We start from the raw sequence: 16,617 nt of genomic DNA, 5'->3' as shown, positions 1-16,617 counted from the left end.
TTACCTCTTATTTGTTTAATAAGTACCAAGAATCATTTTTATACGGAAGTCCTCCATTGTCGAAGGCAAATTTAAAAGCTTGCCTTTCGCCCCATTTATCTGATTCTTCGGCTGAATGAGAACTACGATAATTACCATAACTCATATTAAAATAATTAACAGCATGACCAAATTCGTGAAGCATCGTATGAGCTAAGTTCCTGAAAGAACTAAAAGCTGCTCTGTAAAAAACTATGTTTGACTTTTTATAATTATCAGTATCATAAGCCCATGTTTTTGCTTCTGCTCTTCCAACCGTATAAATACTAGGTTCTGCTTGTATTGGTGCAAATCCTGTACTAGGATATATTTTTCTTAGAGTAGGCAAGCTATTTTTCATTTTAACTAGTGTAGCATCTGTAGCAGGTGCTGCATTATCTGCATTTGCTCCATAAGCAGCATCAACTTCTCTATCAATTTTATTTTTCAGAAATACTTCTTTCATTTCATGCATTCCATGATTCAATCCAGAAACAACAAGCCCCGTAACTGCACCCTGCCAAAAATTACCTCCGGTAAGAGCTGCACCTGCACCTCCAGAAACCGTTCCAAAGGCAATCATTCCAACCGTATTATTAGCACCAATAGCACCGCTTATTCCTTGATGAGAAAATGTGTTTGTCACAAAATGCCCTTCTGTTAAACTACTATTTGATTGAAATGTATTTTCTGTTGTAATACCACCACTCCATGCACTTGAAGCAATACTACTCAATGCACCAGAAGCAAATCCACTCCAGAATTTACCTCCTTGTATTGCTGCCATACTTCCCTGAAAAGTGCCATGTGCTGCTGCCTGAAAAGCTGCCTGAGAATAAAAATTCGTAAACAAACTGGTAGCCGCAGAGCCAATTCCAAACGTCACAGCAGATGTTGCTGCCCCTATAAAGGTTGCTTTCGCCAAACCGCCAACACTAAAAGGAACATCTGCTAATAATGCAGTAAGAGTATAAGTAGTAGCTGCAATAATTGCTCCAATTATAACTGCTCCAAAAAATCCAATTTCCGCATATTCACCACTTGGATCTGTATATTTTAGAGGGTTATTTAATACATAGCCATATTTATTATAATTCTGTGTATTATAAGGCTCTTGTATATAATTATCCGGCTGCAGGAACCTGTGCAGTTTTGGATCGTATAAACGTCCGTTCATATGTATAAGCCCTACACTCTGCAGATGTTCATGACCTGTATATCCTCTGTCTAAAACAGTTAATCCAGACAATATATTACCTGCTCCGTCCTGAACTTTTACAATACTACCCCAGGCATCAAATAATCTTTTTTCTACTATTGCACCGCTCTGATCAGATATGGCTGTTATTGTTCCCTGATAATCCCTGTGTAAATATAAATAATTCTGTGTGGTTCCGTCACTTTTTAACACTACTGGAGCGCTGTATCCATCACCTCCTATATAGGTTACAAACTCAACAGCACCGGTAACAATGTTATGTTTTACTTCCATTGTACCGTCTGCAGAATAATGTTTACGGAAGGTTCTTAAAAGTTTATCACTCTGCTGGCCGCCGTAGAACATTGAGCTTCTGTCATTATCATCATTGTAGGTAAAACTTATTTTATCAACTCCTGTTTCTTCAATCTGTACCGGACTTTTAAATGTATTGTAGGTTATGTTTAATGCTCTTACTGCTGTAGCTGCATCACTTGTTTTACGGATCTGCACATCATCAAACCATATATTTCCCAGTCCGTTGTTATCTAAACGAATACATAGTTTTTTAATATTTGAAGGAACTGAAAATGTTTTAGTTACTTGTGTCCAGCTTCCTGTTACATTTGATACTACAGTATTATAGCTCAAGACCCCTTGGGCATCTTTCATTACAAGAACTATTTCTGCCTGAGGACTGCTGCTGTATACCCATGCAGAATAAGTATAATCTGTCGCAGCAGTATTATTGATATCTATCCATTTATCTGAATATACATACTGCTCTGTTGTAAGGGTATTGACTAGTTTTAAAGAATTTTTACCAGTATGGGCTGCCGTAACGTTATCATAACTGTAAAACACCGTCGCAGGAGATCTTACAGTACCCCATCCTGTACGGTCTTCCATGCTGTCATTAAAGATTCCTTCTCTGTTACCATAATACCCTGCAGCTTCCGGAGTTGGGGTTATGGCTTTATTCTGATACGTTTTAGCCGTATCATATTCATAAGTTCCCACACTATTTTGGGTAATCCTTCCTTTATCGTCATAAACCTGTGTTTCCTGAATACCGAGTCCATTTGTGTATTCAGTCAAACGGTCTAAACTATCATATTTATAGGTTTCATTTCGACTGAACAAGCTGTTGGTACGACTGTTCAGGTTTCCTCTTTTAATCTCGAAATCACTATTCAGGGTCATAATGTTTACAACCGTAGGAGTTGTTTTATCATGTTTGATCTGTTTAATGTAGCCATACTGATCATAAGTATTAGTTACCGCTATACCATTGCCAAAAGCCGCCGTCAACAACTGCCCTCTTTCATTTAAACTATTGGCCTGCCATAAAACCTGCTGGGTAGTATCATCCAGGATCTGCCATGGGAACCCATTTTGATACGTGTTTTTTACGGTTTTAGAACTTGTTTTTCCTGAAGCTGTCGCTGTAGAAGTTTCTTTTTCTATTCTTGCTAAAGCATCAAAAGTCTGCTGTTTAACAAAAACAGCATATGGTGTTGTTTCTGTTGTTTTATACAATCTCTTAAACGTATCATACTCATAAAGATTTGTAGTTGTTTTGGATTCGATATTATCCACATATGTACTGCTGGTTATTTGATTTAAAGCATTATAAGCATAGGTAGTTTTACTATTGGTAAGTGTACCTGCAATAGTTTTTTCAGTTGTTCTGCCAAAAGTATCATAAAGTAAAGTAGTCGTTCCGTTTGGTGTTGTTTCGGTTTTTAACTGAGCAAAAGCATCATAACTGTACGTATAAACTCCGGCACTAGGATCTTCCATCCTGATCTTATTACCCCAGCCGTCAATATCTATTTTTACTTTGTTCCCCTGATAATCGGATTCTTTTAACTGACCATTAGCAAAATAAGTAAAATTAATCGTTCCTCCAGGATCGGTACTCTGAACTTTATTGCCCAAGGCATCTACAGTTGCTGTGGTAACTTTACCGTCATCTGTACTGGTGGTGGTTAAAACTGAATAAGACAAGGTTTGTATTTTTCCCGTTGGAGCCGTAATTTTTGTAGGTCGCATCAAGTAATCATACTCATAATTTGTCCATAAACTCGGCGCCGAAAAATAAGGCTCGCTTTCTTTTTGTTTTCTACCTAAACCATCATATACAACCTGTTTGGTAATCATGGTATTGGCGGCAAATCCTTTTGCAGAATTTTTCACCGCTCGTCCCAGTACATCATATTCCACTACTGTTTTGGAATCCAGGTTATTAGTTGTCGTTGTAGTATATCCCCCTGTTCCCAGTTTGGCATAAACTATTGTTGTGGATATAGGCGTGATTGAAGGACCAGTAACAGTGGTATTGGTTAACTTACCCCAGTTATCATAAGTAAAGTCACTGACAACTCCCATATAATCAGTTGACTTTGTTACCTGCCCCAGATTGTTATAAACATAGTTGGTAATGAATCCCTGATGGTCTGTTTTTTTAATTACAAAACGTTTTGCTGCATCGTATTCATCGGTAATAGTTCTTGCTGCCGGAACCGGAACTGCTGCCGGAGCTGAAATGGTTTTGGTCAGCAGGTTTCCAAGCCCGTCATAAGTCATGTCCTCTACTAAAGCATAAGTATTATGGCCTTTCTTTTCTGTTTTGGTTAAGTTAAATCCAGTATAAGTAGACGTTTCTTCTGAAGTACGAGTATCACCTGAAGCGACATTGTTAGCTGAAGAATTTACTTTTTTAGGTCTTCCTATATAATATGAACTGCCCGCACCTGTTGGATTATTGTCATATTGTGAATCTGTGGTAACAGAACCCTGAAGTGCAGCTCCGCTGTATTTTTTTAATACACTTCTAACCTCTAATCCATAATAGTTATTACTGTCAGCAGTTCCGTCATAAGTAAAAACGGTTTCTGATTTAGTGCCGCTGAGATGATCCTCAATGGTTTGTTTGTTCAGCAGTACATTATAAACACCGCTGTTAGAGTTAGGCGCACCGGCACTCTGCGCTGCAGAGGCTACAGGAGAAGCCGTAAAACTGGTATTAGAGCTGGAACTGGCAGAAAAACCAGGTTTTAAAATTACCTGAGGAGCATAATAATTAACCGCTAAATCATTATTTACTGCTGATGAAGCTGTTATAGAATTACCTGCCTTATAAGTCTGTCCAGTTGTAACAGGTGTCGTGATGATTATATCATTCTGAAGAGGGCTTGAATAAACCACATCTCCTCCTCCTTTGGTGTAAACTGAAAAAACATTCGTTTTAGTTGTTAAAAGACCTGAAGGCGTAGTATCAAAAACTGTGGACGGGTTGGTGCTTGTCCAGCTGATTGTATTGGCTCCTCTTAATGCAGGATCATTATACTGTGTTGTCCAGATTTTTGTATCTGAAGCCGATAAATACCAGCTGCTTCTGGTGGTTCTTGTAAAACCTACAGTTCCGTAATTATAGTTTGAAACATACCCTCTGTATCTAAAATCCTGATATTTAGAAATTCCGTTGATTGTTGCAGTTAATTTAGAAACTAAATAACTCCCTGAATTTCTAATGATCTCGATATTTGGATACAATGCCGCATTGGCTGAAGAATAAAAATCTGCAGAAGAAGCTCCCAAATCTCCATTTGGCGCTTCCATCGGCAGGTAATCAATGGTCTGTTTGATATTACCGCTGGACTCCGTTACAGATTTCAATCTGTTTTCGGTATCGACATTTTTATTAAATTGATAATATTCAATTTTATTATAGTGCCCGCGTATTAATACCAAATCTGTATTGGCCCCGTCATATCTGTAATTAGATGTAATTGGAATTGGAATATCTGGTGAATTTGAGGTAAAAACCGTAGAACTGTATACCGAAGTAAAACCAGAACCTGAAGCTTTACCAAGATTGTTGGCATAACCATATACTTCCCACTGTGTATCGTGGTTGTTGATACTCCAGTCATCTTTATAATATTTTCTCCAGACACGGACTAAATCTGATTTACCGTCTTTATTTATGTCCATTGCAAAATAACTGCTGAAATGTCTTTGGGTATTATAATGGCTGCCTGTATCTGGCCAGTATTCAACGATATTTAATGTTTCTTTTACAAATAATTCACCGCCGGCAGGATTTGGGTTACTGTAGTAAATATTCCATTCAACTGCATTCGGTTCTCCCTCACTGGTCGGAAGCATAATATCAGTTTTTCCGTCCCCGTTATAATCGCCTAAAAGCATTTGCTTTGACTTTGAATACTGATCTAATGTTCCAGAACCAATTACTTCTAATTCTATCCATGGAGAAACTAATAATTGTTTAAAACTTATAATTTTATATGTCTTATCATTATTAAGCACCAATATATCTGATTTACCATCCGAATTAAAATCAGCTATAAGTCTCTTATCCCCATTTAAAACACTGTTATTTGGGAGATTCATAAAGCCGCTGGTTCCTAAAGCAGTCGAAGCATTTGGATCGAGATTAACTAAATGATAATCCCAGCCATCCCAGCCAAACTCTGTTGACAGCCATTGCCCATCTCCCAGTCCTGCCCAGTTAGAGGATATGGTTTCTAAATCATAGTAATATTCATTCTTTGTGCTGCGAATCAAAACTTCACTTATACCATCACCATTAAAATCTCCTTCAAGATATTCATTAGATTTCTTAATGGCTGGAAAAAAACGAGTATCTGTATAACCTGAAAATTGATCATATACTACATTAGTCACAGTCTCACCTTGAGCAATATTATTGTTGAAATTAATTGATTTTGTATAATTTAAGGCCGTTGAGTTGTAAATCTTAAAACTAATGTTATTGACTTGTTCATCTGCATAAACAATGGAATTAAATTGATTAAGCTTACCATTAGTTAATGTAGTGGCCGTAATTACCTGTCTTTTATCAGCAGTAAAAGGCAGATTAACCGGAACGTTACCTGTATTGCCATTAAATAAATTAGTAAAAATTTGATTATTTGCAACAAAATCCAATCTTCCGTCTCCATCAAAATCTCCCGCAAGGTCTACCTTATCAAATGCTAAAGTATTAGTATACTCTTTCTCCGTTCTCTGTGGTGTGGTCGGGCTTGGGGTATATTCAAATTCAACTGGATTTGATACTTCACTTTGAGCATTTATCTCTTGTATTTTCTTTAATCTTTGGTATCCTAAACTTGTGTCTTCTTCGTGTGTAAGCTGATAGGTTCTAAAAGGTACGTTATTGGATAAAACTTTTATATTATTTAAAATCTGCGTCGCATAAATTGGCTGGCCTTTTAAGTAATCTTTCTCTACACGACTGGCTGCATTATAATAAAAACTAATTTTATTTTGAGCTGCAATTCCGGCAGCTGTATTCCCGCTAAAAGCTATATTATCAATATACAGTTGATTTGTACTATTATAGGCAACTGTCTTATAATTATAATCAATAAAATTGCCGTACACATCTTCGTAATGAACTATATACCATGAATTTACAGAAACTGAATTCTGCAGGCTTCCAGATCCTTTAGAACCATACCAGCTTCTTGATCCATCAGGGGCAGTTACTACAAAATAAGTTGTTGTACCTTCAATTTTTAATTCAATTTTGGTATTGCTTTTAAATTCTGTTTCGTAAGTAGAATTTGCTGCCCAGTAAGTTCCTGTTTTTAACAGTAGTCTTTGCCCGTCAAGCGCTAATTTATCATTTGAATCAAAATCAACACCGTCAACATAACCGTCAATATCCCGGCGGGTAGACATCCTGCTGATGGTTGAAATACTATTTATACTCCAGCCCTGACCGGCTATACCGCCTCTGACTCCGCTGCTGTAAACCAGGTTTATAGTAGGAGCAACTCCCTTTATACTTGGAGGAACTGCTATAGGAAGCGTATAAGTTGCAGTACCTGAGGCTGAAATTTGAAGTTCTCCTTTTGTATCTGTAAAGTTTTGAGAAAAAGATAAAAAAGAGGTAAATAAAAATATAATGAAAAAGTAAAATTGTTTCATATAAAGTAGCTTACTGCTTAATAATTTTAATTGTTTTTTCGTCTCCGTTTTTATATTTTAAAACAACCAGATAAATTCCTGTTGAATATTCCTGAAAGGAAATATTTAAAGCATTTATACTTTCTGTTTTAGGAAATGCTTTTAATACCTGGCCATTTAATCCGTAAACCATTACTGAGGAAACTTTATTATCCTCCACCAGTTCCCATTGAAGATAAAGTTCTTCTTTAACAGGGTTTGGATAATAAGAAATAACATCCTCAGGAAAAAACTTTTCAAGGTCCTCCTCCACAACTGCTTCAATTTCTTTAATATCTCTGGCTGGTTTTGAAGTACACCCGCTAAGGCACAAAACTCGGCTGAGTTGATTTCCGGCCGTATCATATGTGAAAGTAATTTTTTGCTGCGCATTGGATAAAAAACAAATACCAAACAATAAAAGTGTTATTATTTTTTTCATGATTTAGATGATCTTTAAATTATGTTATCGTTTTTCTAATAACAATCTTACTTGAGTTTTTAACTCTTCAATCTCTTTATTTTGCTGTATTAAATAAAGTGTAAGTTCTTCGATTTTTTCTTGTTGAATTTTTGTCATTTCCCCAAGTTCTAAACCATTTTCACTAATTTCTTTTGCAGATGGAACATTTTGCAAATGACCATTTTTATTGATATAACTTTCAACTTCTTTTAAAGTAGGTAATTTATAAGCTGGATTAAATACATAATCAGCCCAAGTATTATATACTTTTACCTCTTCTGCCCTAATCTTGCCTTTTACAGAAAGTCTGTAAGTATTGCTGCCATCAACAAAGTTTGAAGTTCCGATACCTATGTTAGCATCAGTTAAAATATTTCCTTCAATTTTTGCGCTACCGCCTTGCACAAATAATTTATGAGCCAAGCTATTTGCACTATCAGAAAATCCTCCAATAACAACTCTGGAATTACTCATCCCTAATTGCATATATGCAACATTATTATCTTCATAAATTTTAACAAACTCTTCTTGTAATTTATTTGAAAGAATTAATTGTGTATAACCACCTGTTGCTGCTGCAACCTGAAAGCGATTATAATCACTTCTATCTTCCAAGCCAAACCAAAATACAGGTTTTGCATCGAAATTTGATTGTGGAAAATCAAAATACTTAAACATTCTGTAACTTCCACTAATAACAGTTCCAGCATTAAAAATTAAAGATTTTAAACTTCTGTCTGTACTTGAAGAAAAAGTTTGTCCATTTGGTAAACCACCTAATAAGGTTAAAGATGATGCTTTGGCATCTCCATTCACATCTAATTTAGCCGTTGGATTATTTGTACCTATACCGACATTGGTATTAGAAGTTGGTGAATTAGCCAAAACATTTGCTGCTCCACCTGTACTTGTACTAATCTGAGCGTTTAAAATTATTGTACTTAATAAAAAACAGAAAGAACAAATTTTACTGGTAAGTTTTATCATGGTATTTATTATTGTTTTCCTCACAAACCTAACAAAAAGACTTTTTCTTACTAAATATTAGAAACATACTTATTAAGATTTTATTAACAATAAAATTGATACTTTTAAAAAAATGACGTTTTTGAATAATTTGTTAAAAGAGTAAAGAAAATCATCAAATGAATAATCATCTTTCCATCAAAAAATAAAAGGAAATAAGACTTAAAATAAAAACTGAGAAAACTAATTGTGCATTTACAAAATCTTTTGTTAAGCGACAATCAAACAATAAAATCAAAATTAATAGCTGTTTAAAACCTCAACAATAAAGTCAACTTCAAAATCCTCCAAAACCGGACTTATCGGCAAGCTCAAAACTTCATTGTGAATTTTTTCGGTAATAGGAAATGATAAATTATTCCATTCAGGAAATGCTTTTTGCTTGTGCGGTGCAATAGGATAATGAATAATGGTTTGAATATTATTTTGGTTTAAGTATTGCTGTAATTCATCTCTATTTTTTGCTCGAATAACAAACAAATGAAAAACATGATTATTTGAAAAATCCCAAAATGGCAATTCAATTTTATCATTTTTAATTTCAGCCAAATAACGTTTTGCAACCACTCTTCGTTTTTCATTATCGGCATCTAAATTTGGTAATTTTAAACTTAAAAATGAAGCTTGCAATTCATCTAATCGTGAATTAACACCAATATATTCATTATGATATTTTTGCTCAGAACCATAATTACGAAGAGAAAAAAGCACTTTTGCCAGTTCATCGTTGTTTGTAGTAATAACTCCGCCGTCACCCAGACATCCTAAATTTTTTCCAGGATAAAAACTATACGCGGATGCCGAGTTGGATTTATTAATTATTAATTGTTGATTATTAATTGCTCCATGACATTGCGCTGCATCTTCAATTATCAAAAGATTATTTTGATTTGCAATTTTGATGATTTTGTCCATTTCAGCCAATTGCCCGTAAAGATGAACTGCCAGAATAGCTTTTGTTTTTGATGTGATTTTTTCGGGAATTAAATCGGGATTTATGTTGTAAGTCTCTAATTTTGGTTCAACCAAAACAGGAACTAAATCGGCCTGCAAAATGGCTAAAATACTCGCAATATAAGTATTAGCAGGAACTATAACTTCATCGCCTTTTTTGAGTTTACCCAGTTCAATATAACCTTTAAAAATTAAAACTAAAGCATCAAAACCATTCCCAACTCCTATACAGTATTTTGTCTGACAATATTCGGCAAAAGCCTTTTCAAATGTTTCTAATTCTTTTCCTAAAATATACCAGCCATTGCCTAAAACCTCTTTCAATTTTTCCTGAAAAGCAGTTTCATACGGTTGATTTATTTTTTTTAAGTCAAGAAATGAAATCATTTATTTTATTTTTTAAACAAAAATACCATTTAACTTGGTATAATTTGAAGTTTCTATTTCATAAAAATCATGAATTATAGTACTTGCTCCAAAGCTTTCTTTCCAATAAGTTAAACCCTTATTCAGATTTTTTCCTTTGTTTTCATTTGAAATTCCAAAATCAAAATAACTTTTATCAGTATATCTTTCGTGAATTAGAAAATGAAATAAAAAATCTAGACCTCCTAAAGTTTCTTTATTTGGATTTTTTGAAATATACTGACAATGCACAACCGATTCTGTTTCAAAAATAGTTGTTCCAGCAATAATTTCATCTTCAAAATAAACATTAAACTGACGAATATTTTGAGGAAAAAGAGATTTCAAATAATTCATTTCTTCTATAGAATGAACGGGTTTTGCGTTGTGTCTCTTTTCTAAATTTGGAACTAGAATTTCATTCCAAAACAATTCAAAATTGGTTTCTTCTTTAATAATAATTTTATTCAAAAGCGCCTTTTTCACACCTCTTTTCCTAATCGTAGAAATTGATTTTTCCTGTAATAAATCAATAACCGAAAGTGAATCTCTTCGAATCAGTTTTGCCTCAGCTAAAAATAAAGCATATAAAATTTCCTCAGCAGGTTTAAGATGATAAATAGATGGAATCGTTTTAAGATAGATTTTCTCAAAACTATTTTTATTCAAAAAAGACAAAAGTTCCTGAAAAATTTCAATTATAGAAGTTTGTTTAGTTTCTTCTTTATAAACCAATCCTCCATAAGTAAGTCCCTGATGCGAATAAATGGAGTTTTCTTTTTTATTGGCTGGCAGAATGGCTTTTAGCTTTTCTTCTTCAAAAATTAAAAGGGAAAAATCTTCAAACCGATCCTGATGATATTCCATAAAATCACGATGAAATAAAAACGTTGCATTTTTGGCCTGAACAATAAAGTCATTCCATAATTTGTAATCGTTTTGATCGTATTTTTTTACGGTGTATTTATTCATTTTTGGTGTTTGTTCTTTTGCCACGAATTTCACGAATTTTCACGAATAAAAGCCACTTAATGAAATTTAATACAAAAGAAATTAGTGAAAATTAGTGTAATTCGTGGCAAACAAAAAAATCTTTATTTATGTTCAAAAGCCGGCAGATACCATTTGTATTTTACCGCTAATAAACGAACTGAAATTATTACAACAGAAGTCACAAGGTACAAAACATCATCTTCTAAATTTAATTTCTTAAGTCCAAAGAATACGATACCGCCAAAAATACAGATTGTTGCGTAGATTTCTCTTCTAAAAATCGTTGGAATTTCGGTACATAAAATATCCCGAATTACACCGCCAAAACAAGCTGTCATGGTTCCTAAAGCCACGCAAATTACAGGATGAAGCCCCGTTAAAATTCCTCTTTCAAGACCAATTAAAGTAAAAACTCCTAAACCAATGGTATCAAAAAGAAACAGCGAAGTTCTTAGTTTATCAAACTTTTTTCTGAAGATAATAGCCAGAAAAAATCCTAAAATAATAACATAAACATATTGAAGATTCATCATCCAGCCCACTGGAGTTCTTCCAATTAAAACATCACGAAGCGTTCCGCCGCCAACAGCAGTAACAAATGCAATGATAAAAACCCCAAACGGATCGAGTCTTTTATGCATTGCTGTTAATGCTCCTGACATTGCAAATGCCATAGTACCAATAATATCTAATAAGTGAAACATTTTTTAAGGTGCAAAAATTTAAAGGTGCAGAGTTACAAAGATTAAATTAATTGCAGCTCCTCAATTTGTTATTTTTTTGTGTAAATAGGGCTTCTTTTTAACAAATAGGTAATCGAATCCATCCAGCTGTCTTTTATAGCCAAAAACGGTTTACGAGTCTGCGAATATATTTTTGAAGCATTTTTATACATGTCAAAATAAACCGTGTAATAGTAATAAACCTGTGTGCTTGCCGTTGTTGTCGAAACATCGCTGGTTTTTACCTTCTTATTATTGTCGCTTACTTTTGCGTCTCCGCTGCTGTAAGTTGTAGCAGTTGTTCCAGAATTCATAGTGTAAGAAACTTTTGCGGCTACAATATTATCGACTCCAAGAATTTTTTCCAGATCCTCAATTGGCGTTTCATCAATATTGTTGTGATCAATTCCCGCTTTGTGCAGTAAACTATTTGTCGTTCTTAAATCCTGAACCGTCAGCGGAAAAATATTTGACGATTTATCAATCAGTTTATTATAAAGATCATTCTGGGCAAATTTTGCCATGTCTTCTGAGCTTTCCTGTGTATCTGAATTTAAATACGGAACCGGAAGTACGGCAATAGTATTAGGCTTTGTTTCTGCAGCAGCAATAACCCATGAATTTGAAGATGCATTATTTCCCTGACTTACATCAAAAGTCTGTGAGCGTCCGCTAGCAAAATCGATTCTGGCTATTTGCGAAACATCAAGAGATATTATCAGCGTTTCTCCGGGTAAAGAATATTCAACTGTTTTATCAGATATTTTGCTGATTGTACCTTCAATAATCTGATAATCTCTTTTAATAATTTTATCTAATTTTTTTCCGCCTTGAGCAAAACTAAAAACAGATACAAAAAACAGCAGTAATACGGCAGTTAATTTTTTAATCATCATATCATTTAGAATTTAATTTATAATCAGATTTTCCACGTCTGATAAATTTATAAAATTTAAACGGATAATTAACACGAAGAAACACAACGAATTAACTCTTTGTCAATTCATTACATATGCTGCGTATAGAAATTGTAATCTTTTAAAATTACCCTGATAAAATCGTTATTATTTCCTGATTGATTTTTGATTCCGGTTACGCCTTCGATTTTTGCAACCAGTTTATAGATAATTTCGTGATCATTTTTAGCCAGCGCACTTTGATATGTTTCCTTAATGATTCGCATATCATTATCAGATAATTTAATTACCAAAGGATAAGTTGGCACATAAGCCTCGCCAATATCTTCCAGAATTGTATGGCTGATATTAATTTTATTCTTTAAAGTAATTACAGCTGTTCCGGCTGCCATATCTCCTAATCGCTGTGATTTTTTACTTGAAGCCACAGCAATTAAACCAATGATTCCGTTGAATAAACTAAAATCAATAATTCTAAAAAACCAGCGAATAAGGTAATCGCCAAAACTTGCCTGATATCCATCTATTTTTACGACTTTAATTTTTACTAGTTTTTTCCCAAAGGATTGTCCTTCAAAAATACTTTCTAAAGTTATCGAGTAAATAATCAGTGGAAAAAACAAAACAAGAAATATAGCTCCTCTGGACCAGGAATCTAAATTTGTCATGAGCTTATCGATGTCCATCCAGTAAAAAAACACCCAAATAATGAAGAATATATACGAAATTTTAATGCCTGCGTCAATGAAATAAGCACCTAATCGCTCGCCTACAGAGGCAGCGACAAAATTTATTTTGACATTTTGTGTTGTGTTAATAGATAATTCTGACATATTTTATATTTTAGCCCTCAATGAGAGAAGTTGCCTTTATAAAACAAAATAAAGAAAAATGGCTGGAATTTGAGCTAGCTATTTTCGGTAAAGCTAAGAAAAATCCTGACGAATTAGCTAATTTGTACATTCAATTAATGAATGATCTTTCCTATGCGCAAACTTATTACCCTAAAAGTAAGACAGTTATCTATTTAAATCATTTAGCTTCACAGATTTATCAAAAGATTTATAAAACGAAGCGAACGGAAAAAAACAGAATTGTAGAATTTTTTAAAATAGAAGTTCCCCTTTTGCTTTTTGAATACAAAAGATATCTTTTATACGCTTTTGTACTCTTTTTTGCCACCGTTGCAATGGGTGTCGTTTCTGCACGCTACGATCCAAATTTTGTTCGATTGATATTAGGCGACGATTATGTCAATATGACTTTAGAAAATATCAAGAAAGGAAACCCAATGGCGGTTTACGGCTCTGGATCTAACTGGGGAAGCTTTGTAGGTATTACAATGAATAATCTTTATGTTGGCGCAAGATGTTATATGTATGGAATTTTTGCAGGAATTGGAACCTTTTTTGTAGCAATGAACAATGGTATTATGCTTGGCTCCTTTCAATATTTCTTTTACGAGCAAAATGTTTTCTGGAAAAGTGTACGCGGTATTTGGATTCATGGCGCAATGGAAATTTTTGGTATCGTAATTGAAACTGCTGCTGGGTTTGTTTTAGGTGCTTCTATCCTGTTCCCTAAAACATATTCAAGAATTAATTCTTTTAAAATTGGTTTTAAAAACAGTTTTAAAATATTTTTAAGCACTTTCCCTTTTACCATTGGCGCAGGTTTTCTTGAAGGATTTATTACGAGATATTCTATCGATATGCCTAACTGGTTAAGCAGTTTTATAATATTATTTACTTTAGGAATAATTTCATTTTATTACTTGGTTTACCCTACTATTGTTTACAAAAAAGTGCATAAATTATCAGCCAAAACGAATTAATTAAACCAGTAATGAATAAAATTTTATTTATTTTATCTTTTTTCCTTTTCTGCAGTATTTCGAATGCGCAGGATTCTTTGGTGACGGAAGATCCTCCAAAAATTGCTTCGATAAAATACACTGAAAAAGATATTCAAATTGATTCAGACTCAATTGAAAGCAGGACTTTTTCAAAAAATTACCAGAAAAAATATACCGATCCGGATTTTGTTTACGAACATAAAGCTCCGGAAAAAGGTCTTTGGGATCGTTTTAAAGACTGGCTTGCCAGTATTTTTAGAAGTCTGTTTTCGTTTAGTACAACCGAAGCTTCTTTAAACTTTGTAGGTATATTGATCAGGGTTATTTTGACGTTAGGAGTTATTTTGATGATTTATTTAATCGTTAAAGCAATTATCAATAAAGAAGGACAATGGATTTTTGGCAAAAATTCTAACAAAAGAACCGTTTATTATTCTGATATCGAGAAAAATATTCATCTTTTAGATTTCGAAAAACTAATCAAAGAAAGTCTCGAGTCTGGCGAAAAACGTGCGGCAATTCGATACTATTATCTTTGGCTTTTAAAAATAATGGCCCAGAATAATTATATCGAATGGGATATCGAAAAAACAAATTCCGATTATTTATATGAGCTTCAAAGACCTGCTCATAGAGAAGAATTTACATATTTGTCATATCTCTACAATTACATTTGGTATGGTGAATTTGAAATTGATGAAACCACTTTCAACAAGGCACAGAGTAGATTTAAGAAAGCAATAAAAACCTTTAGTTAATGAATAAGAATATAAAAATATACATTTCTGTTCTGGTTTTTATTTTTATCTTAATTCTGGTTTCAGATTATGACAAACCAAAACCTATCGACTGGCGTCCAACTTATTCTGTCAATGACAAAATTCCTTTTGGGCTATATGTTTTTGATAAAGAAATTGGCGGTATTTTAAAAAAGCAAAAAATCCAAAGAATTTCAACTGTAACGCCTTATGAATTTTTAGATTCAAAATACGATGAAGATTCATTAGTCGAAACTTATTCTGTAAAAGGAACTTTTGTTAATATTTCTGTACAGAATAATATTGACGATCAGTCGATGAAAGAGATTATGTATTTCGTTTCACACGGAAATAATGCTTTTTTAAGTATGGCAAATTTCCCAAAACCTTTATTGGATAGTTTGAAGTTTGAATATACTTCAAATTTCCGTCCAACAGATAGTTCATTAGTCTGGATGGCAAATAAAAAACTGAGTCGAAAAGCATACAAATCAACAGGTGATATTGCCGATTATTTTTCTAAGATTGACACTTTAAACACCATTGTTTTAGGGTATCAGGGAAATCCAAAAAAGAAGAAAAACATCAATTTTATAAAAGTTCCTTATAAAAACGGAAATTTCTTTCTGCACATACATCCCGTTGCTTTTACAAATTATAATCTGCTCAAAAAGGATCGTTATCAATATGCTGAAAATGTGCTTTCTTATATTCCAAAAGGAGATGTTTTTTGGTACACAAAATTGCAGACAGATGAAAATATTTCCGGGTCGCCGCTTCGATATATATATAGTCAGCCGGCCTTAGCATGGGCTTTCTATTTATTCCTGATTGGAATGTTGATTTTTATGATATTTAATGCCAAAAGAAAACAGCGAATTGTTCCTATTTTGCAGCCGTTGTCTAATTTGACAATTGATTTTACCAAAACAATTGGTAATTTGTACTATCAGGAAGGCGATCACAAGAATATAATTGATAAAAAAATCATTTATTTCTTAGAAAGAATCAGAACTGAATATTTAATCGACACCACAAAACTGGATGATGAATTTGTTAAAAAACTGCATCATAAAACAGGTAAAGATGAAAAAGATATTCAGGAACTGGTATTTTTAATTAACGAACACCGAAATAGTTACCATGATAGTATTGAACAGGATTTAATCCGAATTAATAATGCAATCGAAAAAATCATACATTAAAAATATTTGTGAAGATTTAAAATTAAAGAGTTAAAAAAAATCTTTTTTAATCCTTATAATCTGTGGCAAAAACAATAAAATAAACGAACTAAAAAACACACCA

11 protein-coding genes are annotated in these 16,617 nt (G+C 33.5%); 3 read left to right on the top strand and 8 right to left on the bottom strand.

The window, feature by feature from the left end; translation table 11 throughout:
• Positions 1-7: 7 nt before the first annotated feature.
• The 8 genes from APR43_RS18980 to APR43_RS18945 all read right to left on the bottom strand — a co-directional run bounded on the left by APR43_RS18980 (position 8) and on the right by APR43_RS18945 (position 13,529).
• Entirely contained in the window at positions 8-7,198 is a 7,191-nt protein-coding gene (locus tag APR43_RS18980; RefSeq protein ID WP_053471002.1) for an RHS repeat-associated core domain-containing protein, read from the bottom strand.
• Between the two features lie 10 nt (positions 7,199-7,208).
• Complete coding sequence (locus tag APR43_RS18975; RefSeq protein WP_053471003.1) at positions 7,209-7,658, bottom strand: T9SS type A sorting domain-containing protein; 450 nt, start codon at positions 7,656-7,658, stop codon at positions 7,209-7,211.
• 24 nt (positions 7,659-7,682) lie between these two features.
• Positions 7,683-8,666, bottom strand: a complete 984-nt coding sequence (locus APR43_RS18970; protein WP_053471004.1) for a hypothetical protein — start codon at positions 8,664-8,666, stop codon at positions 7,683-7,685.
• 279 nt (positions 8,667-8,945) lie between these two features.
• On the bottom strand, positions 8,946-10,046 hold the full coding sequence (locus APR43_RS18965) for a DegT/DnrJ/EryC1/StrS family aminotransferase (RefSeq protein WP_053471005.1): 1,101 nt from the start codon (positions 10,044-10,046) through the stop codon (positions 8,946-8,948).
• A gap of 12 nt (positions 10,047-10,058) precedes the next feature.
• On the bottom strand, positions 10,059-11,036 hold the full coding sequence (locus APR43_RS18960; RefSeq protein ID WP_053471181.1) for a hypothetical protein: 978 nt from the start codon (positions 11,034-11,036) through the stop codon (positions 10,059-10,061).
• A 122-nt stretch (positions 11,037-11,158) separates the two neighbouring features.
• Entirely contained in the window at positions 11,159-11,761 is a 603-nt protein-coding gene (locus APR43_RS18955) for a trimeric intracellular cation channel family protein (protein WP_053471006.1), read from the bottom strand.
• Positions 11,762-11,829: 68 nt separating this feature from the next.
• Entirely contained in the window at positions 11,830-12,675 is an 846-nt protein-coding gene (locus APR43_RS18950; protein WP_053471007.1) for a hypothetical protein, read from the bottom strand.
• Positions 12,676-12,785: 110 nt separating this feature from the next.
• Entirely contained in the window at positions 12,786-13,529 is a 744-nt protein-coding gene (locus APR43_RS18945; protein WP_053471008.1) for an RDD family protein, read from the bottom strand.
• 20 nt (positions 13,530-13,549) lie between these two features.
• Here APR43_RS18945 and APR43_RS18940 point away from each other — a divergent pair, with 20 nt between their 5' ends.
• Genes APR43_RS18940 through APR43_RS18930 form a run of 3 tightly spaced genes read left to right on the top strand, consistent with a single transcriptional unit; the run spans position 13,550 to position 16,514 of the window.
• Positions 13,550-14,530, top strand: a complete 981-nt coding sequence (locus APR43_RS18940; protein WP_053471009.1) for a stage II sporulation protein M — start codon at positions 13,550-13,552, stop codon at positions 14,528-14,530.
• An 11-nt stretch (positions 14,531-14,541) separates the two neighbouring features.
• Positions 14,542-15,309 carry a DUF4129 domain-containing protein gene (locus APR43_RS18935; protein ID WP_053471010.1) on the top strand — a complete coding sequence of 256 codons (768 nt, stop codon included), beginning with the start codon at positions 14,542-14,544 and terminating at the stop codon, positions 15,307-15,309.
• Entirely contained in the window at positions 15,309-16,514 is a 1,206-nt protein-coding gene (locus APR43_RS18930; protein ID WP_053471011.1) for a DUF4350 domain-containing protein, read from the top strand. The genes APR43_RS18935 and APR43_RS18930 overlap by 1 nt, the downstream gene beginning before the upstream one ends.
• The last annotated feature ends 103 nt before the right edge of the window (positions 16,515-16,617 follow it).

This window comes from Flavobacterium sp. NLM (assembly GCF_002210235.1).
In the GTDB taxonomy this organism is placed as follows: domain Bacteria; phylum Bacteroidota; class Bacteroidia; order Flavobacteriales; family Flavobacteriaceae; genus Flavobacterium; species Flavobacterium panici.
Note: the sequence above shows the minus strand (reverse complement) of the source record. Positions and strands in the feature narration are given on the sequence as shown.